This window comes from Erythrobacter westpacificensis (assembly GCF_039542285.1).
Classification (GTDB): Bacteria; Pseudomonadota; Alphaproteobacteria; order Sphingomonadales; family Sphingomonadaceae; genus Alteraurantiacibacter; species Alteraurantiacibacter westpacificensis.
This window is the reverse complement of sequence record NZ_BAABHV010000027.1, coordinates 1-20,744: the sequence shown is the minus strand read 5'-3', so window position 1 is coordinate 20,744 and position 20,744 is coordinate 1. Positions and strand designations below refer to the sequence as shown.

Genomic DNA, 20,744 nt, shown 5'->3' with positions numbered 1-20,744 from the left:
ATGCGCATCGTCGTCGCTCTGGGTGGAAACGCGCTCCTGAAACGCGGCGAACCACTTACCGCGGAAAACCAGCGCGCGAACGTCCGTATTGCTGCGGCCGCGCTTGCGCCGCTCGCCGTGGAGCACGAACTCATCATCTCGCACGGCAATGGACCTCAAGTCGGCCTGCTCGCCTTGCAAGGTGCCGCTTACAAGCCTGACGAGGCGTTTCCGCTCGATGTGCTCGGCGCCCAGACGGAAGGCATGATCGGCTACATCATCGAGCAGGAGCTCAAGAACCTCCTCCCCGCCAGCCAACAGCTCGCCACGATTCTGACCATGGTCGAAGTCGACCCCCACGACCCGGCCTTTGACGAGCCGACTAAGTTTGTCGGGCCGATCTATGACCAGGACCATGCTCTGCGCCTTGCAGAGGAGAAGGGATGGGCGATGAAGCAGGATGGTGACAGTTGGCGCCGTGTTGTCGCATCACCCACCCCCAAAAGCATCGTCGAACGCGAACCGATCCAATGGCTTATTGAGAAGGCGGCGATCGTCATCTGCGCCGGGGGTGGGGGGATCCCGGTCGCCGAGGGTCCGGATGGACATTATGCCGGCGTAGAAGCTGTGATTGACAAGGATTTTGCCAGCGAGCTGCTGGCACGAGACCTCGAAGCCGACCTGCTGGTGATGGCCACCGATGTCGATGCAGTGTATCTCAATTGGGGCAAGGCCGGTCAGCGCGCCATCCGCTCGGCTTCGCCCGACGCGGTCGATCTTGGTGCCTTTCCCGCAGGTTCTATGGGCCCAAAAGTGCGTGCGGCCTGCAATTTCGCTGCAGCGACCGGAAAGAAAGCTGCAATCGGCGCGCTGAGCGATCTGCAGGCGGTCGTCAACGGCGATCGCGGAACGACGATCAGTATGCAAGGCAGTGGCATCGAGTTTGCGGATCCCGATCCGTCGGAGGAGCGTTGACGATCGGTGATCCAGCGCGCCTAAGGTAGCCCGACCGTGGTCGCCAAACGCGAGCGATGCGATGACCGCAACATAGCACGAAGCCGATTGATCGGCTGCTTGCGAGTGTAATCCCGGCTTCATGGAGGCGTCTGCTCTTGAAAGACGCAAGAATGCGGAGATGAATGGGCAAGACAGGTTCAAACGGAGCGGCGAGCAACGCAGCCGACAAGGACGGCTCGACGGAAGGCGTGCGCCGCCGAGATTTTATCCATATCGCGCCCGTTGCGTTCGCGGGAACCGGTGCCGCCGCGGCGATCTGGCCGCTTATCGACAGCATGAACCCATCGGCCGATGTGGTCGCACAGGCGAGGATCGAAGTCGATTTGCAACCCATCGAGCCAGGTCAACGTATCACTGTGAGCTGGCGCGAGCAGCCGGTGTTCATTGTGCGGCGCACAGCTGAAGAGATCGCGCGAGCCAAAGCCGACGATGCCTCTTCAGGGCTGATCGATCCAGAGACGGACGCTGCGCGCGTGCAGCGACCAGAGTGGCTCGTGGTCGTGGGCGTCTGCACGCATCTTGGCTGCATACCGTTGGGACAGGGAGTGGGCGAAAACCGCGGAAGATATGGGGGATGGTTTTGTCCCTGCCACGGCTCGATCTACGACAATTCCGGGCGCGTGCGGAAAGGGCCGGCACCGAAGAATTTGGTCGTTCCGCAATATGTCATCAGCGACGATCTAAAGCTCTCGATCGGCTAATGACCTTGGGGGTGAGCCGGGGCCGCCTCGAATTCGAGCCAAAACTGGGCCGAGAGCAGCAAGAAGTTTTGCAACCATGCACTGGACCTGCACACCAGGCAGAACACGTAATTCTTGAGGAGACACCCACCGCGTACCCCTCCTTTCCACCCGCCTGAGCTGGCGCTGTGGCGCGGGCATACCAGACTGAAAACTCAGGGCACAAATCGCCTTCGGTGAGACCAAAGCAGCCTGTCCGGCGCCCTACAAACTAGCGCACCGGCTCACCCATCCGGGGGGAAGGAGGAGCGTCGGTCTCTCTACGCAGAAAGAACATCACGACGATCACGCTCATCGCTGCGGCAAAGAAGCACCACACCGATATGAACCAGGTGAGATAGAACGCGCCTGCCGCAAGAAAGGAGACGATTGCGCCGACCCCGAACCAGTTTACCCAGCGATGGCTGGATAGCAGCGGGCTGACACAGGTACCCAAGACATACAGTGTCATGACGATGCCAACGTAGAAGTGGGGGGATTCGTAGTCGATATGACCGTCGCCGGCTGTCGCGACGATTGGCAGGCGGATAAGGAAATAGAGTAAGTAGAGTCCAACCAGGGTTCCGCCTATCGCCGTCGCCAAGAGGGCCTTTCGGCGCCAGGCTACCTTCTCGAGCATATAGACCGCCACCGGGACGTAGATTGGCCACAGAACATGTGAAAAGATCGAATAGAGATAGGTCAGAACCGTCTTCAGTACCGGCGCCTTGTCAGGAAATGTCAGCCACAGTGCGCCCTCGATCAATTGCTGGACGCCAAACAGAACCGGAATCAGCGCGTAGGGTCTCTCGCGGCTATTGCGCGCCATTCGCATTGTGAAGGCACCGGTTGCCAACAGCACGGTGCCGGCGGCGAAACTCGCTGTGGCGGAAAAACACATTCAGTCTACCCTCGCTGGTTGGATGCCTGAGGATTTCTTCGTGCACCCATGTTACACACTGGCCGAGTACCAAGCTTGCCGCGCGCTGTAATTATGATTTCAACTCGACCATGGTCTCGCTCGCAAGTACGGACGTCTGTGCACCGCGAGGCTTACAAAGCCCGAAGGGACCAAATGACAAGAATCAGACCCCTGGGTAATCTGGATCGCTTGCGAAGTAATACAAAGGGATCTCTTGACGGTCATTGATCCAAGTTCGCTGTTCGGCGTGACGATCCATAGGCTGGACCTGCGCATCCCACCATTGTGGGCACCGGGATGGAAGGCTATTGCTTAACCTACTATGCCAGCGCGTCTTTCCGCAATCTTTGTGATGCTTCTTTGGGCGTCCTGCTATCCGCTCATAACGGTCGGTCTCGACAGCGCGCCCCATCTCACCTTCGCCGTGCTGCGCGCGGTTCTTGCAGGCACCACGTTACTGGCGGTCGGTATCATTCTCAGAAAGCCCTTTCCGCGCGATGGAAGCATCTGGGGATGGATCATTCTTGCCGGTCTCGGCATGACGGGGCTGGGTTACTACGGGATGTTCCACGCTGCGGAGTTCGTTTCGCCCGGCCTTGCAACCGTCATCGCCAACAGCCAACCCCTCATCGCGGCAGGTCTCGCCTTTCTGTTTCTCCGCGAGCGCCTGTCCTCCAAAGGCTGGATCGGGCTATGGCTCGGCTTTGCGGGAATCCTCATTATTGCTGGCCCGCGAATTCTCCAAGGTCCGCTGGCGCTCTCAACCGGCTTTGCATATGTGCTGCTTGCGGCCTTCGGCGTTGCCGTGGGCAACATCGCCATCAAGAAGCTCTCGGGGCGCGTCGACGCAGCGATCGCCATGGGCCTTCAACTCCTCATCGGCGCTATCCCGCTCGCGTTTCTGGCTTTGCTTACCGAAGATCAGGGGCAAATCGACTGGTCGCCGGTTTTCATCGCAAGCCTGCTTGGGTTAGCGATCCCAGGTACAGCCCTCGCATTCTGGCTGTGGCAATATACGCTCGGCAAAATCGAACTCTCGAAGGCCAATGTATTCAGCTTCCTGGTGCCCGTTTTCGGTCTAACGATCGGCGCTGCCTTCTTTGGTGAAAGGCTTACACCCCTGATCATCACGGGCACAGCAATTGCAACCGCGGGCGTATGGCTAACGACCGTCAAATCATCGAGTGACGTTCAGCCAAAAGCGAAAGGAGCCGAGGACGGGCGCGCTTAAGGGATGCTCTTCGTCAAAAAATTAGGTGGCGATGGGCTGCAGCAAAGGGCGGGCGATGACTTCGTTGGCGGATGCCAAAGCTATAGCTCCTCAAGCGCGCTCGAAAGCCCGGACAATCGGGTCGCCAGGGCCGCAGCAATGCTGTCATGAACAGGTTCGGCGAAGTCCACCGGCATCGCTTCGCGCGCTACCGTCGGCGCATCACGTGCCCGGTCCATTAGTTCGCTGATGGCTGCACGCATGAGGCCTGTGCCAAGCCCCGCTGACTTGCCCGACTGGACAAAATGCCGACCGGTCACCCCGTTCAGCCGGTAGTGATGGTTGGTGCCTGCGGACATCGCGAGGGGGAACCTGTTCTGCGCAATCTGGTCGGAGTCGACGGCCGGTTGGGCCGAGAGCACATCGTAGAAGAGGATCTGGCTCTTGAAAAGGGCGGCTGCGTCGGCTTGCGGATCGTCAGCACCGCGCAGCAACAGGCCGAAGATATCCTTCATGTTCGGGCCGCCATCGCTCTGATATTTGTGCGTGGGCGGATAGCCGAGTGCTTGGCAGCAGTCCTCTTGCGGCAGACACAGGATTTGCTTGGCGTTGCGCCAGTGCCTGTGGAACCGTTCGACGACGAGAACTCGGCGCTGGCCGACGGTCGCGATCTCTGTCGCTGCGACCGACAGGCCGAACGCCTTCATCAGCGTCATGCAATAGTGCTCGTTGTCGACGCTGTTCGACATGTCGATCATCCCGTCGGCGCTGGGTATCTGTCCAAGTTCCGGCTTCAGGATGTAAGTTGTCGGGGTCACACCGGCCGGTCGGTGCCATTTTCCATCGATGCGAAGCAGGGCCGTCTTTTCCTGCGCACCCGCGACCGAGATCCTGAATTCCTGCTCCCGATCGACGCCAAGTGGAGCCTGCGCAAGATCGGCGAGGAGCGCCTCGACCTCGGTCTCGCTGACCGGTTCGCTTTCGATGTCGGCAGTCTGCGCTTGATCTGTTCCTTCGGGCAGGAACCGCATGGCACCGACGCAATCGCGTCCGATGGCTTCGAGCAGACTATAGAAGTCGGTGCCCTGGGCACCCATGCGCGCCGCCACGCGGCGGCGTGCTGCATTCCTGTCCGGGAGAAGATTGTCGAACACGGCGACGACCGGCGCGCCGCGATAGGCCGCCGGGGTCAGAGGCAGCGAGAGCGATACCGCGAAGCGATGCTCCCAAGCAAGCCACTCTTCGGAATATCGGAAACTGGTTGCACCGCTTGCTGCCCTTTCGAGACGGCCGACCAGCCTGCCGTTGATAAGTACATCGAGGGGCGCATGGGTCTTTTAGCGCGCCATTCAGAAGACGTCCTCGATCGATATGCTGCCGTTCTGACGCGGCACGATCTGGAGATCGAGGCCGAGGACTGCGATGACACTGATGAGCGTGTCGAGCCTGGTTCCTGCGCTTCCGTTCTCGATTGCCGAGATGGTTTTCTGCTGCGTGCCGGCGAGGGTGGCGAGCTCGGTCTGGGTCGGGCCCTTGCCGAGGCGATGGGTCTGGATCACGGCTCCGAGTTGACTGGGAGGCGTGACGATCTGGTTCATGGCGTCCCCCCACGCTCCGCTATCCCGCCAAGGGTATGCTGCATCCCGCCGCAACGAGGGGTTCCTCAATGGTTCCGGGCCAGGCGTTCCTGACGTTGGAGAGAGGCGTCTTGAACAGGATATGTCATCCGGCCAGGAGACGGACTTTCATTTTCGTCTCAGCCATCCGATCCTTGGCAGCCTGTTGGCCAGCAGAACAAATCCCGAAAGGGCAATGAACGTCCCTGCGATACCAAACAGGAGAAGCCACCAGCTGTTGATGCGGTCGCGCTGGGTCCAGTCCATGATGTGAAGGCCCCAGATGAAATCGAAGAGCCGCCAAGTATCGCTTCGCGCTGACAGGACCGTTCCGCTGGAAGCATCGATATAGACGCGCGTCGCATCGCGATCGTCATAACTGACCTGCCAGGCCGGGAAGGGGCCCCTGAATTCGGTCCCGACCTCGCGTTCGATAAGCCGCGCGGTGTGGACCGAGGTTTCCGGGCCAATCCAGGCGCGGCGAGCGATGGCGCGCGCCGTCGCGGCCGAGATGGGGGAGAGCAATCGTCCGCTACGCGGATCATGTAGCGTGACATCGCCATCCGCTCGCCGCACTTCGGTCACCACCTTGCCGTCGAGAGCACGTGTGGCAACCGAAACCACATCATCTTGCCTTTCCAGCCATTCGGGTAACTCGGCCCCGGCAGGCAATATTTGCGCAGACCGGGACACGACATGCTCCGAGCGTACCTCCTCCAGATCGAGAAAGGACATCAAGGCACCGGTGCCCATCCACAGCAGAACTTGCGCCCCGATCAGGAGCGCCAACCACTTGTGGAGCTTGCTGCCAAAGACATGCAAGCGCAGTTTGAGGGACCGCGAAGCCAACTGTCTCGCCGCTCCGTAGCGGGTCAGGGCCGCCGCGGCGCGCGCGAGGAGGAGTGGTACTGCACGATCTTCCAGCCCGATTCATCGTGCGAAAGGACCGAGGTCGCGACCCCGTCACGCTCGATCACGCGCCCGTCCTCGAGCTCGATCCGGTAGCCGTAGGTTTCGTAGCCATAGGCCATATGGCCCTTACGGGTCACCGTCAGCGTCGGGTCGGTGAAAGTAAAGCTTGTGATCGCGTCGAGCTCCGGACCGAGATGGTGCTCCATGTAATTGGCGAAACTCCCCTCGGCCTTGCCATTCTCGAAGATCGCGGAGTTTTCCGCAAACAGGGCCGACATGCCTTCGGCATCGCGCGACACCAATGCGGCGCGATAAGCCTCAAGAATATCTTCAGCGCCCGACACATCTTCGCTGGCCGAACCTGTCTTGTCGGAATGATGTGTCCCATGTCCGGAATGGTCCATGTCCTGCGCCCCAGCCGGCACTGGCGCCGCAGCAATGGCTAGTGCAACTACCCGCACTCGCAATAGAGTGTTCATCATGTCAGTTTCTTCTCCCTTGACCTAAAACCAGAACCGCACGCCGACGACGTAGTTCGTTACGCTGGGGTCCTCGCCGGCGGCCCTTGCGAAATCGCGGCTGTTGCCGATCTTCCATTCCTGGTCGATGCCGATATAGGGCGCGAATTCGCGCGCGAATTCGTAACGCAGGCGAATGCCGGCCTCAATCGTATCGATCCCTGCGCCGATCCCGAGTTCAGGAATGTCCTGTGCTGACAGCGCGATTTCGCCGCGCGGCTGCACGATCAGACGCTGTGTGATGAACTGATCGATTTCACCTTCAATTCGTGCGGTAAGATCGCCCTTGTTCGACAGAAATGCTGCTGCATCGACCTCGAACTCATAGGGAACGAGCCCTTGGATGCCCACAACCGCATGGGTGCGTTCAGGCCCGGTAAAATCCTGCCGCACGCCCGCCTGAAAATCGAAGAAAGGCGCAATGGCACGGCTCCAAAGCGCCTGCACTTCGGCGCTTTCAATGGTCTCGCCGAAGCTGCCTTCGCCTTCGGATTTGAACCAGAACTTGTTGTAGTCACCGCCATAATAACCCTGGACGTCCCACAAATAGCCGTCGTCGCCCTCGCGCAGGCGGTATTCGAGCCGGTCGCCCTGAAACCAGAATACCGGCGTTCCGCTCACTTCCTTGGTGACGGCCGCCCGAGACGCAGCCATTTCCTCTGCGCCGACAAAGGCATCGGCGGCAAAGGCGGGGCCCTGTAGCGCTTCAGGCGGGGGAGGGCCTTCCGGGATCGCCATATGGTCGGCGGATGCTCCATGGCCCATCGCGGAATGATCCATTTGCGACATGCCGCCCTCATCCTCCTTGCCGGTCATGGGCATCGCGCCATGCTGGGCCGCCCCATGATCCATGGCCGAATGATCCACTACCTCCGGATCTTGGACCTCCTCCCGAGGATGCTGCATCCGGGAGTGATCCATCTGCGGTTGATCCGGCGCATGGTGATCGTGCGCCTCGCTCGCAGCCACGTCGTCTTGAGCAGCTTGCCCGGCCTGGCTCTGCGGTTCGGCAGCCTGCGGATCGTGATCATGCTGCTGCGCCATCGCGGTTGCCGGAACCGCGAGCAGGGGGAGGGCGATCATCATGGTCGCGCGCTTCATCAGCCTTCTCCTCCCTCGAGCGGTCGGACCGTCACCACCTGAAACATTCCGTTATGCATGTGGTAAAAGAGATGACAGTGGAACGCCCAGTCACCCCGTTCATTGGCGGTCAGGTCGAATTGCGCACTGCCGCCGGGCTGGACCGTCAGCGTATGTTTGAGCGGTTGACGGTCGGCCGGGGCCCCGTTCACGAGCTCGAAGAAGTGTCCGTGCAAATGGATCGGATGCGCCATCATGGTGTTGTTGATGAGCTTGACGCGCACGCGCTCGTTATAGGCAAATTGAATCGGCTCGGTGATCTCGTCGAACTTCTTCCCGTCGAACGACCACATATACCGCTCCATATTGCCGGTTAGATGGATCGTCTTGAGCCGGCTCGGGCGCCGGTTGTCGGTATTGGGCTTGGCGGCGATAAGCTGGTTGTAATTGAGCACGCGGTGGCTCACATCGTCGAGCCCGAGGCCAGGAAAATCCATCCGGTCGATAGGATTCATGGCAACCGAGTCGATCCCTGGACCCACTTTCACATTAGGCGGAAGCAGTGATGTATCGCGCATGTTCATACCCGACATGCCGGCCATCCCAGCCATCTCGGATCCACCGCTGGAGCCATGATCCATTCCGGCCATGCCACCCGCGCCTTGATCCATGCTTGCCGCGGCACCGGCCGCAGCTGCACCGTGACCCGCATGCCCGTCTCCAGCAGCGCCTGCGCTATCGCCGTGCCCGGCCATGCCCATATCGGTCATGGTGAGAAGCGGCGGTTTACGCAGGGGCGGGACGCTGGCCCGGGCGCCGGGGCGACTGGCAAGGGTCGCCACGCCCATGCCCGAACGGTCGGTGGCCTCGGCGACGAGCGAATAGGCCTCGCCGCGCGGCTCGATGATCACGTCGTAGGTTTCAGCAACACCGATCTGGAACTCGTCGGTCTCGACCGGCTGTACGTTTTGGCCATCGGCCTGAACCACGGTCATCGGCAGGCCAGGGATGCGGATATTGAAATAGGTCATCGCGGCGCCGTTGATAAAGCGCAGGCGGACCCTCTCTCCTGGCTGGAAAAGGTATTCGAGATCGTCTTCGGGCCCGTGACCATTGATGAGGAAGGTGTAGGTCGCGCCGCTCACGTCGGAGATGTCGGTCGGCATCATCCGCATGCGCGCCCACATTCGGCGCTCTTCGCCGCTCATGTCGTAGTCGTCGGTCCAGGTGGTTTTGCCATAGTTGAAGTAGCCCTCGGCGACCTTGAGTTTCTTCATGATCGAATAGGGGCTCATGGTCGACCAGTCAGACAGCATCACGACATAATCGCGATCGTATTCATACGGTTCGGGCTCGATCGGGTCGACGATCAGGGGGCCGTAATGGCCAAGCGGCTCCTGCAGCGTATGCGCGTGCCACCAATAGGTGCCCGACTGGCGGATGGGAAACTGGTAACGATAGGTATCGCCCGGCTCAACAGCCGCCATGCTCACCCCGGGTACACCGTCCATAAGGAAGGGTACGAGCAATCCGTGCCAGTGAATGGAAGTGCCATGCGAACTCCGATTGAGGAGATCGACCGTCAGGTTCTGGCCTTCCTTGAGGCGCACCAAGGGTCCTGGGATGGTGCCATTCACGGCAACACCCGGCCCGCGGCGCGAGCCAGTGGTGAAGGTCGTGTCGGCGACGCTCATTGTAAGATGTTCGCCGGACAGAACGTCGCTCCCGCGGCGCGCGATCGTGCCATCGAGACCTCCGCGTGCCCACGCGGGCATTGCACCGGCAAGGCCAAGCATTCCGACCCCGCTTGCGCTAGACCCCAGAAATTTACGGCGATTGATCGCGACCATCGAAAGCTCCTGTATGAACGATACACCCTCAACTACGCAGGGCCCGGTTCTACCCCTCAAAAATTTTCCAGGCGGTCGCGCAATTTTTGCCGGGCACGATAGATGCGGGTCTCGATTGCCTTTTCCGACACGCCGAGAAGTTCGGCGGCCTCCGCCTGGCTGCGTCCGTCGATACTGACCAGTATGAGCGCTTCGCGAAGACGGATCGGAAGACGCTCGATTTGCTCCAGGAGCATTCGCAATTCCTGGCGCTGCATCGCGATCTCTTGCGGATCGGGGCCGTCGTCGACGATTGCCAGCGTTTCTGGGTCACTTTCCAATCCGAAAAAGCGCGCCGTTTTGCGTTTGCGCAGCCTGTCGCGGCATTTGTTGAGCACGACTGTCGTCAGAAAAGGGCCAACAGGACGGTCCGGGTCCAGGCGGTGCCGGGCGACCCAGACCGAAGCAAGCCCGTCCTGAACAGCGTCTTCGGCCTGATGCGGAGACGCAAGCATGCGTGTCGCCAAAGCAATAAGCCGCGCTATATGGGGTTCGACCAGCGTCCCATATGCTGCCTTGCTGCCCCTGCGGGCATCTTCGACCAGGGCGGTCTCGGACCGGCTTTGCGCCTGCGTCACGGAGGCCTAATCGCGCGAATTGCTGGTGAGCGCCTCGGAGACCTTGCGATCGAACAGGCGCTGCTGCTCGGGCTCGAGTATCTCGCGCATGTCGAAGACGTGTTGGACCGTGGCTTTTTGCAATTCGCCCATTTGCCCATGCACATCGTCGATCGCCGCGCTTACTTCGGGGCCATATTCGTGCTCGGCGTCCATCGCCTGGGCGAGCCTCGCATTCGCTGCGCGCAAAGACGACTCAAGCGCTGCGCGCTCGACAGCAAAGCGCGCTTCGAGGGTCTCAAGGCGCGAATTTTGGTCTTCGGTCAAAACCAGTTCCTCGTGCACGAACTGGTGCAGGCTGCCATTGTCTTCGTGGTTGAGCCAGCGATCGGCCGCGATCGCCCCCAAACATCCCGCGAGCCCGGCAAGAAGAACGGCAAGCAGGAGGCGTCCGTTCGTCAAAGTCTAGCTCCCGACATGCAGGAGAGCGGCGGGAGAAAGGTGCTCGTTCGACGCAAAATCATTATAGGCGGAACTCGCAGGTGAGCCCTGATTGTAGGGCATGATGGTCGTGCCGAAGCCTGCTCCAAGGCCGATGACGAACAGGCTGCAAAAGAGCGCGGCACGCCGGCGGCGATCGGCAACCTCGCCAAGCTGTCCGGCGCGCTGCCAGACACCATCCATGAAGTCTGACGGGTCATGCACAATATCATGCGCGGCCAGCTGTTTGAGCGAAGCATCGAGGGAAGGATAATCTGACATAGGCAACCTCTAACTGTTGTAACTCCTTTACGCCACAGCCCGCCGAAGCCCTCAAAAAAATACTTGAGGGGTATGATATTCTCGCGCGTATCAAGGCATATGAGCATATTCACCCGCCTTGGCCTCGCCGCCCTCTTCGCAGCCTTTCTGCTTTCGGCACCCTTGCACGCGCATGAAGGGCATCAGGACAATATGTCCGACGCTGAAATGCTGGCGATGGAGGAGGGTATGGCCATGCCGGACGACGCCCATGCCGGCGAGCTTGCGCCGCCCGGGGAAGAGATGGACAGGCCGAACGCGCAGCAGTCCATGTCGCCTGAAGACATGATGCAGCAGAAAATCACGGAAAACCGCCTGACCTCGGCAGAGGACCTTCTGTCGCGCCTTCATCCGGTCGCGGCGCATTTCCCGATTGCGCTTCTCCTCGTCGCCGCACTCGCCGAACTCGCCTTGATGGTGCGCCCGACCTTGGGGCTTGAGACGACGATCCGGTTTCTCGTAGCCGGCGGCGCGATCGGGGCGGTCGTTGCGGCTTTGCTCGGATGGTTTGCGGGTGGATGGCGACTGCTGGACCGGTCGGAAAATCTCGCCATTCACCGCTGGAACGGCACGACGATTGCCATATTGAGCCTCCTCGCCTGGTGGGTTGCTGCGCGCGGAAAGGGGAGAGGCGCGCTGCGCTTGCTTCTGGCGCTGATCGCTGCGGCGCTCATCGTACAAGGCTATTTCGGCGGGGAGATGGTGCATGGGCCCAATCATATGGGCATCATGTAGGTGGGACGGGTAGCCGCTCCTCAAGGCGACCGAGCCTTCACGCCAGCCCTTGGCAAAGCCTGGCTGACCCCGGTCTATGACCTCACCCTCGCCTTGTTTACACGTGAGCGGACATGGCGGCGCGCGGTTGTCCGCGCCGCCAATCTTGCGCTCGGCGATCATCTTATCGATGTTGGGTGCGGAACCGGCACCTTGCTTCGCGATCTTATGATCAGCTGTCCGCACGCGGGTCTCGTCGGTGTCGAGCCCGATCCGGCCGCACTGGCCATCGCGCGCCGCAAGTTTGGCGCCGGGGCGGATCTGATCCGTTGGCACAATGGCTTTCTCGATACCCTCGACCTGACCGCGCGATGGCAGCCGAACAAGATCGTCAGCAGCCTCGTCTTTCATCAGGTTCCGCTGGGTGAAAAGCGGGCAATCCTGGAGCAGATGCACGATTTGCTCCAGCCCGGAGGCATGGTGCTGATTGCCGACTATATGGCTCAGGACTCCGCCCTTATGCGCAAGCTTTTCCGCGCCACGGTGCAGCAGCTCGACGGTGTCGAAGACACGCAGCCCAATGCCGACGGTATCCTGGAGCGGCAGCTTGCCGAAATTTTCACCGACGCCGAAAGGCTTCACGTCTTCCCGACCGCCACCGGAGCGATATCGCTCTGGCGCGGCTACAAGAAAGGTCCCCATGCATGACCCGCACGTTTGCGCGAAAGCGCTTTCGCAACTCGTTCGCCGCAACAGCCCTCCTGGTAATTGCCGCCTGTTCGAACGTTGCCCAGGCGGCCACCTACACGATGTATCGCGATCCCGGCTGCGGCTGCTGCCTCAAATGGGCCGACCATTTCGAGAACGGCATGGACGCCGAGGTTGCGACTGTCGACACCACCGACATGGGTTCGGTGAAAGCCGACAAGGGCGTACCTTCCGATCTGTGGTCGTGCCATACGATGGTGATCGAGGGATATGTCATCGAAGGTCACGTCCCGGCAGAAGCAATCTCAAAATTGCTGCGCGAGCGCCCGGCAGGCGTCACCGGACTTGCCGTTCCCGGCATGCCGCTGGGTTCGCCTGGCATGGAATACGAGAACCGTGTGCAACCCTATGACGTCATCGCCTTTGGGCCCGGCGGCCGTACGGTTTTCGCAAGTTACCCCTGAACGGGCAAGAAAACGCCCCCAACTTTTGGAGAATAATGATGAAAATGATCCTCACCGTCGCTGGCGCGCTTGCTTTCTCGGCAAGCCCGGTCCTTGCTCAGGAGGCCCCTTCTGAAAAGCCCAAAATGTGCGAGATGATGCACGATGGCAAGAAAATGCAGGGTATGATGAAGAAGGACAAGGACGGAAAAATGTCATGCCAGATGATGGACCATTCCAAGATGGACCATTCGAAAATGGACCATGGCCAGTCCGGCCATGGCAAGAAAAAGGCCGCCGAGGCTGAAAAGCCGCAGACCGAACACAAGCACGACTGACCAGCCTTTGGCGTCTGGAGCCGACAATTCAATCGGCTCCAGACGGTCTAACGGGCCATGCGCTCGATGAGAGTGAGAAGTTCGGCGATCTTCTCCGATTGATCGGCCTTGTTGTTCGATGAGAGCGCCTGTTCGATGCAGTGCTTGGTATGGATGTCGAGTACTTTGGTCCTGGCGGCGCGCGCGGCGGCTTCGAGCGCGAGGATCTGCTGCAAGATATCGACGCAATAGCGCTCTTCTTCCATCATTCTCGATATTCCCCGCGCCTGCCCCTCGATCTTGCGCATTCGGGTCAAGACATCACGGAACTTGGGGTTTTGATCATCGCTCATGCCGTTCTCTCCAGACGCCGAGTTCATTCCTGACTGCTTTTGACACAGTTGCAAAGCAGTTCGCAATACACTATACCCCCCTATAGTATACGACGGAGACAAAGATGACCAATGCGACGACGAAAGGTTCAATCCTTGCCTGGGGCTGGGCTCTCAGCGTCTTTCTGCTGATTACCTATCTGCTCTGCGTGGCCTTTGGCCTGATCGCGCCCGATACTTTCCATATGCATGAAGCATGGGCGCCTTTGCTGCCAGGCTTCGATTGGTTGACATGGCCTGGCTTCTTCGCCGGGGCTATCGGCAGCTTTCTCTATGGCTGGTATATCGCGATCCTAGGGGTCCCGCTCGTCCGCTATTTCAGAAAAAGGATCGGGTGAAGAACCGGCAATGTGGATTTATCCGCTGCCGCGAATTCCGCACAGGTCGCAAAGCCTATGACAATGCACAGCACACTCTTTTCCGGTTCGTCTTTCAGCAAAAAGAGGGGATTGGCCCTGCATACGGTTATCGGGGCAGTGCTGGGCGTCTTAATCCTTCATCCGCTCACCGCGCTCGTTTATGGGTCTGGAGGGGCAGCAGCGGCGAGCGTGCCATTTGCTGAGCAGTTGGGCTCGGCGGTCGATCGACTGAGCCCGGCATTTGAAATCGAAATGCTGCCCATGAGCCTGGCTTTCGCGGTGATCGGCGGCGCAATCGGCCTGGCGTTTGGTCTTTATCATCTGCGGCTCATGGCTGATCGCCAGATAATCCGCTCTCTGGAGCATCAATTGGCCGAAGAGCTGCCGCTGCTCATCGCCCGAGGCGAGGGCGCACAGCTGGAATTCAAATCGTCGCTGCGTTGGGATACGCGTGAGCAGCGCGCAAATCGAAGCCTTCAACAGGTCGTGGTCAAAACGATTGCCGGATTTCTCAACAATGATGGCGGCACGCTGCTCATCGGCGTCGACGATAGCGGGGGCATCGTAGGAATCGAGGCCGATCTGAAGACTCTCAAGCACCCCAATAAGGACGGGTTCGAGCGCGTGATGATGGACGCGATACGATCAGCACTCGGCGGTAACGCCTGCGCCCTGATCCATTGCTACTTTCACGATCTCGATGGCCGAACTGTTTGCCGCGTGATCGCACAAAAGAGCCTCGAACCGATCTATTTTCTCGACAATGGAGTGGCGCGCTTCATGCTCCGCGCCGGCAACAGTACACGGGAATTGGATGCGCGCGAAGCGCACACTCACCTTTCGCAGCGCGGAAAAGAATATGCACGGCAGACTTGAAATGATCGTCAGCCATGGATCGGCAGGTTCGGCTGATCTCGTTCCCCGTTTCACGCCAGCAGCGCACGCCGCCGCCTGTCTGCCCAGTTCAGCCTTGTCGGCGGAACTTTCGCACAGCTTTATCCAGACCCAGGGAGACGATGATGGACCATTCTAATTGCAGCCATAGCGGCCACGGCGAAGCCGTTGCCGGTGATGACGGCCGCTACAATCTCGTTCCCGCTGGTTATGACGGACCGGTTTATACCTGCCCCATGCACCCGCAGGTCCGGCAGCCAAAGATGGGGTCGTGCCCGATCTGCGGCATGGGTCTCGAACTCGAATCCGCGGCCATGGTCGATGACGGACCGAACCCGGAGCTCGTCGACTTTACAAGGCGTTTCTGGGTCGGCGCCATCCTCACCTTGCCGCTGCTTGTTCTCACGATGGGCCCCTATGTGGGCTGGCCGGGCGTGCGCGAAATATTTGGCGAGCGGGCCACCCTATGGATTGAACTGGTGCTCGGTACACCGGTCGTGTTGTGGAGCGGATGGCCGTTTCTCGAACGGGGCTGGAATTCGTTCCGCACCTGGAACCTCAACATGTTCTCGCTCATCGGCATGGGCGTTCTCGCCGCATGGATTTTCAGTGTCGTCGCCGTCCTGGCACCGGACATCTTCCCGGATGGCTTTCGCGATCCAGAGGGACATGTCGGCGTCTATTTCGAAGCCGCGGCCGTTATCGTCACTCTTGTGCTCCTCGGCCAGGTCATGGAGCTGCGCGCGCGTGAAGGCACCGGTAAGGCCATTCGCGCTCTGCTTGATCTTGCAGCCAAAACCGCCCGCGTCATCAGGGCAGACGGCACTGAAGAAGAAATCCCCCTTGAGCACGTGGCTGTTGGCGACCAATTGCGGGTCCGCCCAGGCGACAAGGTGCCCGTTGACGGTGTAGTGCTCAAAGGCCGCTCGTCGATCGACGAAAGCATGATCACCGGTGAACCAGTCCCGGTCGAAAAGGTCGAGGGCGACGCCGTGACCGGGGCAACGATCAACGGAACAGGCAGCCTGGTGATCGAAGCGAAACGTGTCGGATCAGACACCATGCTCGCGCAGATCGTGGAAATGGTTGCGGCCGCACAGCGCTCGCGCGCGCCGATCCAGAAGTACGCCGACAAGGTGGCCGGCATGTTCGTCCCCGCGGTTATCGGCATAGCCGTGCTCGCCTTCATTGCTTGGGCGATCTGGGGCCCCGCACCAGCGCTTGCCTATGCCCTCATTGCTGCGGTTGCGGTACTGATCATCGCCTGCCCCTGCGCTCTCGGCCTGGCGACGCCGATGTCGATCATGACCGCGACAGGAAGAGGGGCGCAGGCGGGCGTTCTGATCAAGAACGCCGAAGCGCTCGAGCGCTTCGAGAAAATCGACACGCTCATCGTCGACAAGACGGGTACGCTGACCGAGGGGCGACCGCGACTCGTCGCGGTCATGCCCGAGGAGGGCCACGATGAAATCGAGGTGCTGAGCTTGGCGGCGTCGCTCGAGCGCGGGTCGGAGCACCCGCTCGCAGAAGCGATCGTCCGCGGCGCCGACGAACGCGGCGTCGCGATGGAAACCGCCAGCGAGTTCGAGGCCGTAACCGGCAAAGGCGTCATGGGAACGGTCTCCGGTAAACGCGTCGCGCTTGGCAACCTCGCGCTTCTGACGGACCTCGGTTTGGAAGGCGCTGCGCTCAGCGAAAGGGCGAATGCGCGCCGCGACCAAGGCGAAACCGTCATGTTCGTGATCGTTGCTGACAAGATTGCCGGCCTCATCAGCGTTGCCGACCCGGTCAAGGAAACCACTCCGGCGGCCATCGCGGACCTCCACAATCTCGGCCTTACAATTATCATGGCGACCGGCGACAATGAGCGGACTGCGCAGGCGGTTGCCGCCCGGCTCGGTATCGACGACATCCGCGCAGGTGTGCTTCCCGAGGACAAGGCGCGGCTCATCCGCGAATTGCAGGAAGGCGGTGCCAAGGTGGCCATGGCCGGTGACGGGGTCAATGACGCTCCGGCGCTGGCCCAGGCCGATGTCGGCATTGCGATGGGCACGGGCGCGGATGTTGCGATCGAGAGCGCGGGGATCACGCTCGTCAAAGGCAATCTCGACGGGATCGTCCGGGCCCGCAAACTCGCCCGGGCTACGATGCGCAATATTCGGCAGAATCTGTTTTTCGCGCTCATTTACAACGCCTCGGGCGTGCCCGTCGCGGCCGGTGTCCTCTATCCGTTCTTCGGCATCCTGATTGGTCCGATGTTCGCCGCCTTCGCGATGAGCGCGTCCTCCATCTCGGTAGTCCTGAACTCGCTCAGACTTCGCAGCGCGAAGCTGTGAACGTCAGGCAATCGAACAGAACCCCATCCCTGATCCCTGCCACAATGCCTGTGCATTGCGGCAGAGCCGGTCATCCGCGGAAGATGGAAGCGCGACGCAAGCCAATGAGAGGATAACCACATGGATACCCATTCGGCGCACGAAGACAGTCTGAACAAGGGCAGCATCACGCTGCTTGGCGGCGTTGCCATGGGGACCGGCGTCATGATCGGTGCGGGCATTTTTGCGCTCACCGGTCAGATCGCAGAGCTTGCCGGTCCGCTCTTCCCGCTGTCCTTTGTTGCTGGCGCTCTCGTCACTTCGCTGGCAGCCTACAGCTACATCAAGATGTCGAACAAATGGCCGTCCTCGGGCGGCATCGCGATGATCTTGCAGAAGGCATACGGGCCGGGTGTCGTCGCCTCAGCGGCTGCGATGATGATGGCGCTGTCGATGATTATCAACGAAAGCCTCGTCGCACGAACCTTCGCAACCTACGCCCTGCGACCCTTTGGTCTGGAAGACACCGGCTGGCTTGTGTCCGCAGTGGCGCTCGCCGCTATCGTCTTTGCCTATCTGGTCAATGCGGCGGGCAACAAGTCGGTCAGCGGCTTTTCGGTTGTCATGTCGGCAATCAAGGTTGGCGGGATCGCGATTTTCGCGGTTGCCGCGATCTGGGCCAGCGGACTGTCGGGCGGCGCATTCTCGGAGCCGGTAGAGCTATCGAAAGCCGATGCTTTGCTTGCCTCGGTCGCCTTTTCGATTCTGGCTTTCAAAGGCTTCACCACGATCACCAACAGTGGCGGCGAGATGGTCGATCCGCACAAGAATGTCGGGCGCACGATCATGGTCTCGATCGCCGTCTGCATCGTGATTTACCTGCTTGTCGCACTGGCCGTCGGTTCCAGCCTCAGCATCTCAGAAATCGTACAGGCACGCGACTATTCGCTGGCGGCAGCAGCGCGTCCTGCATTCGGGCAGATGGGCTTCTACTTCACTGTCGTCATCGCTCTCACGGCCACCATTTCAGGTGTGATCGCAAGTGTCTTTGCTGCCTCACGCATGTTAGCGATGCTGACCGACATGAAGTTGCTTCCGCACAGCCATTTCGGCATGAGCGGCGGGATACAAAGCCACATGCTTGTCTATACCGTGGTCATTGCCGGCACGCTCGCCGTCCTGTTCGATCTGTCGCGGATCGCGTCGCTGGGTGCCTTTTTTTACCTTGTCATGGACATGCTGGTTCATTGGGGCGTCCTGCGCAACCTGCGCAAGGAGGTTGGCGCACGGGCGACGATACTCCTGGCTGCGTTAGCTGCAGATGGCGTGGTCCTGGCAGCCTTTACCGTGACCAAACTGCGCAGCGATCCTGCAATTGTCGCTTATGCGATCATCGGGATCGCTATCGTTTTCTTGGGGCAGTGGATCTTCCTGTCCGGCCAGCGCAAAGCAACAAGCAGCGATCCCGCGGAGCGCATTAGCGATGGCCACAGCGGCGATCAAGAGCATCCCTGACCACCGCATTGGTTGCCTGGCAGCCCAGTCAAATCTTTTTTGAGGTAGAGCTGTAAGATCGGGCGGGCGCACACGTCTGTGTTTATTCGGCTGCCATTCAATAGCCGCAAAGTTGCTGGTCTGGCCCGTGCGAAGCGGCGCTCATGATTGACAGAACGAGAGTATGGGAAGGGCAGTCTGCGTTTGAGATGAATAGCGTTTGTTTTTTCCAAACGATGAAACGAAAACGCAGAACGAACATTGGATTGGAATAAGCAGCCCCGGGCTGTGCTTGTGAACAAGGGGCTGTAAAGGCATGAAAACTGCGCGTGTTTACCGTATGGTGATGGACGACCACACTTGTCCCTACGGTATCAAAACTGTCGACCTTTTGAAGCGCCAGGGCTTCAAGGTCGAAGACAATCATCTGACAAGCCGCTCGGAGACCGACGCGTTCAAGGAAGAGCACGGCGTCGAAACGACCCCGCAGACTTTTATCGATGACAAGCGGATCGGCGGATATGATGACGTGCGCGAGTATTTCGGTAAGAGTCGCAGCCAACCCGAAGAGGGCGAAACAAGCTATCAGCCGGTCATTGCGATTTTCGCCGTCGCGCTGCTGCTCGCGCTCGGGCTAAGCTGGGCGTTTTTTGACGATCTCTTCACCGTTCGGGCCGCCGAATGGTTCGTCAGCCTTTCGATGACATTGCTCGCCGTTCAGAAACTCCAGGACGTGCGCAGTTTCTCCACCATGTTCCTCAATTACGATCTGCTCGCCAAACGGTGGGTTCCCTATTCCTTCATCTATCCCTTTGGCGAAGCGGCGGCCGGCATCCTGATGACCGCTGGAGCGCTGGTATGGCTGTCGGCTCCTTTGGCGCTTTTTATCGGAACCATCGGTGCAGTGAGCGTCTTCAAGGCCGTCTATATTGACAAGCGTGAGCTCAAATGCGCCTGCGTCGGGGGCAGCAGCAACGTCCCGCTCGGCTTCGTCTCGCTGACCGAGAACCTGTTCATGATGGGGATGGGGCTCTGGATGGGTCTCAAAGTCTTTACATGATCCTCGCTTTGATCCTGGCGACCTCGCTGTTCTTATTATCGGTGGGCTCGCACCTCGTCATACTGAATGCGGGCCATACGCTGCTCGAGCAAAACTGCAGCCTTCTGCACAAGCTGGGCATCGCACTGCTCGTTCTTTTCTCGCATCTGACCGTCGCGGCGTTCTTCGCCGCCGGCTTCTGGATCGGCGAGGAGCTGGGTCTGGGCGGCTTCCGGCAGGCCGGCGCGATGACCGCGATGGACTATTTCTATTTTTCTTTGATCAACGTGACGACGCTCGGTCTGGCGGACATTTTCCCAACCGATCACCTGCGGGTTCTCGCCGGCGTCGAAGCCCTCACCGGCTTCGCTCTCATCAGCTGCTCGGCGCAGCTATTCTGGACCATGATGCACAAAGGAGAAAAAGCATGACTGAAAAGACCTCCCATTCGGACAAGGGAGGGGGCGGCAGCTACTGGCGGTTCATGGCCATGGTGTCGACCTCGACCGTGATCATGTTCTTCCTGATGTATGCCAACACCTTTACCGTCGATGATCTTTTCTGGAGCGAAACGCGCTTCTGGATGATGTTCGTCATGGGTGCGATGATGATGGTCGTCATGCTGCTCTTCATGTGGGGCATGTACAAGGACCGGACCAAGAACTTCATCATTCTGGGTGTCGGCGCCTTTGTGTTCGCGCTCGCACTATGGCTGGTGCGCAGCCAGACCACCGTCGACGATACCGAATATATGGCAGCGATGATCCCGCACCACTCGATCGCGATCATGACCAGCGAACGCGCGAGCCTGAAAGATCCTCGCGTGCGCGAACTCGCTCAAGCGATCAT

The 20,744-nt window shown here is 60.0% G+C and carries 25 protein-coding genes; 14 read left to right on the top strand and 11 right to left on the bottom strand.

The genetic code is table 11. The features are described 5' to 3' along the window. Together arcC and petA are read left to right on the top strand one after the other, a co-directional pair. Positions 1-954 carry a carbamate kinase gene (arcC, locus tag ABFX23_RS16775; protein ID WP_219148309.1) on the top strand — a complete coding sequence of 318 codons (954 nt, stop codon included), beginning with the start codon at positions 1-3 and terminating at the stop codon, positions 952-954. 164 nt (positions 955-1,118) lie between these two features. Further along, positions 1,119-1,697, top strand: coding sequence for a ubiquinol-cytochrome c reductase iron-sulfur subunit (gene petA / locus ABFX23_RS16770; protein ID WP_230293286.1), 579 nt, complete (start codon positions 1,119-1,121; stop codon positions 1,695-1,697). A 250-nt stretch (positions 1,698-1,947) separates the two neighbouring features. On the opposite strand, the gene ABFX23_RS16765 is transcribed toward petA, so the two are convergent. Continuing rightward, entirely contained in the window at positions 1,948-2,616 is a 669-nt protein-coding gene (locus ABFX23_RS16765) for a DUF6629 family protein (protein ID WP_230293287.1), read from the bottom strand. A gap of 343 nt (positions 2,617-2,959) precedes the next feature. On the opposite strand from ABFX23_RS16765, the gene ABFX23_RS16760 reads away from it, so the two are divergent. Continuing rightward, the gene (locus ABFX23_RS16760) at positions 2,960-3,868 is read left to right on the top strand and encodes a DMT family transporter (RefSeq protein WP_230293288.1); all 909 of its coding nucleotides are present in this window, start codon (positions 2,960-2,962) and stop codon (positions 3,866-3,868) included. 80 nt (positions 3,869-3,948) lie between these two features. On the opposite strand, the gene ABFX23_RS16755 is transcribed toward ABFX23_RS16760, so the two are convergent. The 9 genes from ABFX23_RS16755 to ABFX23_RS16715 form a co-directional block, all read right to left on the bottom strand. Further along, positions 3,949-5,157 carry a HipA domain-containing protein gene (locus tag ABFX23_RS16755; protein WP_346034098.1) on the bottom strand — a complete coding sequence of 403 codons (1,209 nt, stop codon included), beginning with the start codon at positions 5,155-5,157 and terminating at the stop codon, positions 3,949-3,951. Between the two features lie 39 nt (positions 5,158-5,196). Next, the gene (locus tag ABFX23_RS16750; RefSeq protein WP_230293289.1) at positions 5,197-5,445 is read right to left on the bottom strand and encodes a helix-turn-helix domain-containing protein; all 249 of its coding nucleotides are present in this window, start codon (positions 5,443-5,445) and stop codon (positions 5,197-5,199) included. A 147-nt stretch (positions 5,446-5,592) separates the two neighbouring features. After that, the gene (locus ABFX23_RS16745; protein WP_346034097.1) at positions 5,593-6,285 is read right to left on the bottom strand and encodes a PepSY domain-containing protein; all 693 of its coding nucleotides are present in this window, start codon (positions 6,283-6,285) and stop codon (positions 5,593-5,595) included. A 50-nt stretch (positions 6,286-6,335) separates the two neighbouring features. Then, the gene (locus tag ABFX23_RS16740) at positions 6,336-6,779 is read right to left on the bottom strand and encodes a YybH family protein (RefSeq protein ID WP_230293291.1); all 444 of its coding nucleotides are present in this window, start codon (positions 6,777-6,779) and stop codon (positions 6,336-6,338) included. A gap of 99 nt (positions 6,780-6,878) precedes the next feature. Further along, positions 6,879-7,994: a copper resistance protein B gene (locus tag ABFX23_RS16735; RefSeq protein WP_230293292.1), complete on the bottom strand. Its 1,116-nt coding sequence runs from the start codon at positions 7,992-7,994 to the stop codon at positions 6,879-6,881. Beyond that, positions 7,994-9,823, bottom strand: a complete 1,830-nt coding sequence (locus tag ABFX23_RS16730) for a copper resistance system multicopper oxidase (protein ID WP_230293293.1) — start codon at positions 9,821-9,823, stop codon at positions 7,994-7,996. The genes ABFX23_RS16735 and ABFX23_RS16730 overlap by 1 nt, the downstream gene beginning before the upstream one ends. 56 nt (positions 9,824-9,879) lie before the next feature. Further along, positions 9,880-10,440 (bottom strand): RNA polymerase sigma factor, encoded by a 561-nt coding sequence (locus ABFX23_RS16725; RefSeq protein WP_230293294.1) that lies wholly within the window; start codon positions 10,438-10,440, stop codon positions 9,880-9,882. A gap of 6 nt (positions 10,441-10,446) precedes the next feature. Next, positions 10,447-10,881: a periplasmic heavy metal sensor gene (locus ABFX23_RS16720; RefSeq protein ID WP_219148329.1), complete on the bottom strand. Its 435-nt coding sequence runs from the start codon at positions 10,879-10,881 to the stop codon at positions 10,447-10,449. A 3-nt stretch (positions 10,882-10,884) separates the two neighbouring features. After that, positions 10,885-11,181, bottom strand: a complete 297-nt coding sequence (locus ABFX23_RS16715) for a hypothetical protein (RefSeq protein WP_230293295.1) — start codon at positions 11,179-11,181, stop codon at positions 10,885-10,887. 99 nt (positions 11,182-11,280) lie between these two features. Between ABFX23_RS16715 and ABFX23_RS16710 the strand changes: the two genes are divergently transcribed. From ABFX23_RS16710 to ABFX23_RS16695, 4 genes are read left to right on the top strand one after another with little or no spacing between them, the layout of a single operon-like run. After that, entirely contained in the window at positions 11,281-11,955 is a 675-nt protein-coding gene (locus tag ABFX23_RS16710) for a DUF2231 domain-containing protein (RefSeq protein ID WP_053059237.1), read from the top strand. Next, complete coding sequence (locus tag ABFX23_RS16705; protein ID WP_230293296.1) at positions 11,956-12,642, top strand: class I SAM-dependent methyltransferase; 687 nt, start codon at positions 11,956-11,958, stop codon at positions 12,640-12,642. Further along, positions 12,639-13,106, top strand: coding sequence for a DUF411 domain-containing protein (locus tag ABFX23_RS16700; RefSeq protein WP_230293297.1), 468 nt, complete (start codon positions 12,639-12,641; stop codon positions 13,104-13,106). The genes ABFX23_RS16705 and ABFX23_RS16700 overlap by 4 nt, the downstream gene beginning before the upstream one ends. Before the next feature lie 38 nt (positions 13,107-13,144). Then, entirely contained in the window at positions 13,145-13,423 is a 279-nt protein-coding gene (locus tag ABFX23_RS16695; RefSeq protein WP_169780772.1) for a hypothetical protein, read from the top strand. A gap of 47 nt (positions 13,424-13,470) precedes the next feature. On the opposite strand, the gene ABFX23_RS16690 is transcribed toward ABFX23_RS16695, so the two are convergent. After that, the gene (locus ABFX23_RS16690; RefSeq protein ID WP_046905158.1) at positions 13,471-13,755 is read right to left on the bottom strand and encodes a metal-sensitive transcriptional regulator; all 285 of its coding nucleotides are present in this window, start codon (positions 13,753-13,755) and stop codon (positions 13,471-13,473) included. A gap of 104 nt (positions 13,756-13,859) precedes the next feature. Between ABFX23_RS16690 and ABFX23_RS16685 the strand changes: the two genes are divergently transcribed. The 7 genes from ABFX23_RS16685 to ABFX23_RS16655 all read left to right on the top strand — a co-directional run. Continuing rightward, the gene (locus ABFX23_RS16685; RefSeq protein WP_230293298.1) at positions 13,860-14,132 is read left to right on the top strand and encodes a DUF5676 family membrane protein; all 273 of its coding nucleotides are present in this window, start codon (positions 13,860-13,862) and stop codon (positions 14,130-14,132) included. A 63-nt stretch (positions 14,133-14,195) separates the two neighbouring features. Continuing rightward, positions 14,196-15,029, top strand: coding sequence for an AlbA family DNA-binding domain-containing protein (locus tag ABFX23_RS16680; protein ID WP_346034085.1), 834 nt, complete (start codon positions 14,196-14,198; stop codon positions 15,027-15,029). Between the two features lie 143 nt (positions 15,030-15,172). Continuing rightward, a complete protein-coding gene (locus tag ABFX23_RS16675) occupies positions 15,173-17,383 on the top strand; it encodes a copper-transporting P-type ATPase (RefSeq protein ID WP_346034084.1) in 2,211 nt (736 codons plus the stop codon). Positions 17,384-17,503: 120 nt separating this feature from the next. Further along, entirely contained in the window at positions 17,504-18,877 is a 1,374-nt protein-coding gene (locus ABFX23_RS16670; protein WP_219148345.1) for an APC family permease, read from the top strand. 295 nt (positions 18,878-19,172) lie between these two features. After that, complete coding sequence (locus ABFX23_RS16665; RefSeq protein WP_230293301.1) at positions 19,173-19,916, top strand: glutaredoxin; 744 nt, start codon at positions 19,173-19,175, stop codon at positions 19,914-19,916. Then, positions 19,913-20,326, top strand: a complete 414-nt coding sequence (locus ABFX23_RS16660) for an ion channel (protein ID WP_230293302.1) — start codon at positions 19,913-19,915, stop codon at positions 20,324-20,326. Before ABFX23_RS16665 ends, ABFX23_RS16660 begins: the two co-directional genes overlap by 4 nt. After that, on the top strand, positions 20,323-20,744 hold a 422-nt coding region (locus ABFX23_RS16655), incomplete at its 3' end, for a DUF305 domain-containing protein (protein WP_346034083.1). The genes ABFX23_RS16660 and ABFX23_RS16655, both read left to right, overlap by 4 nt.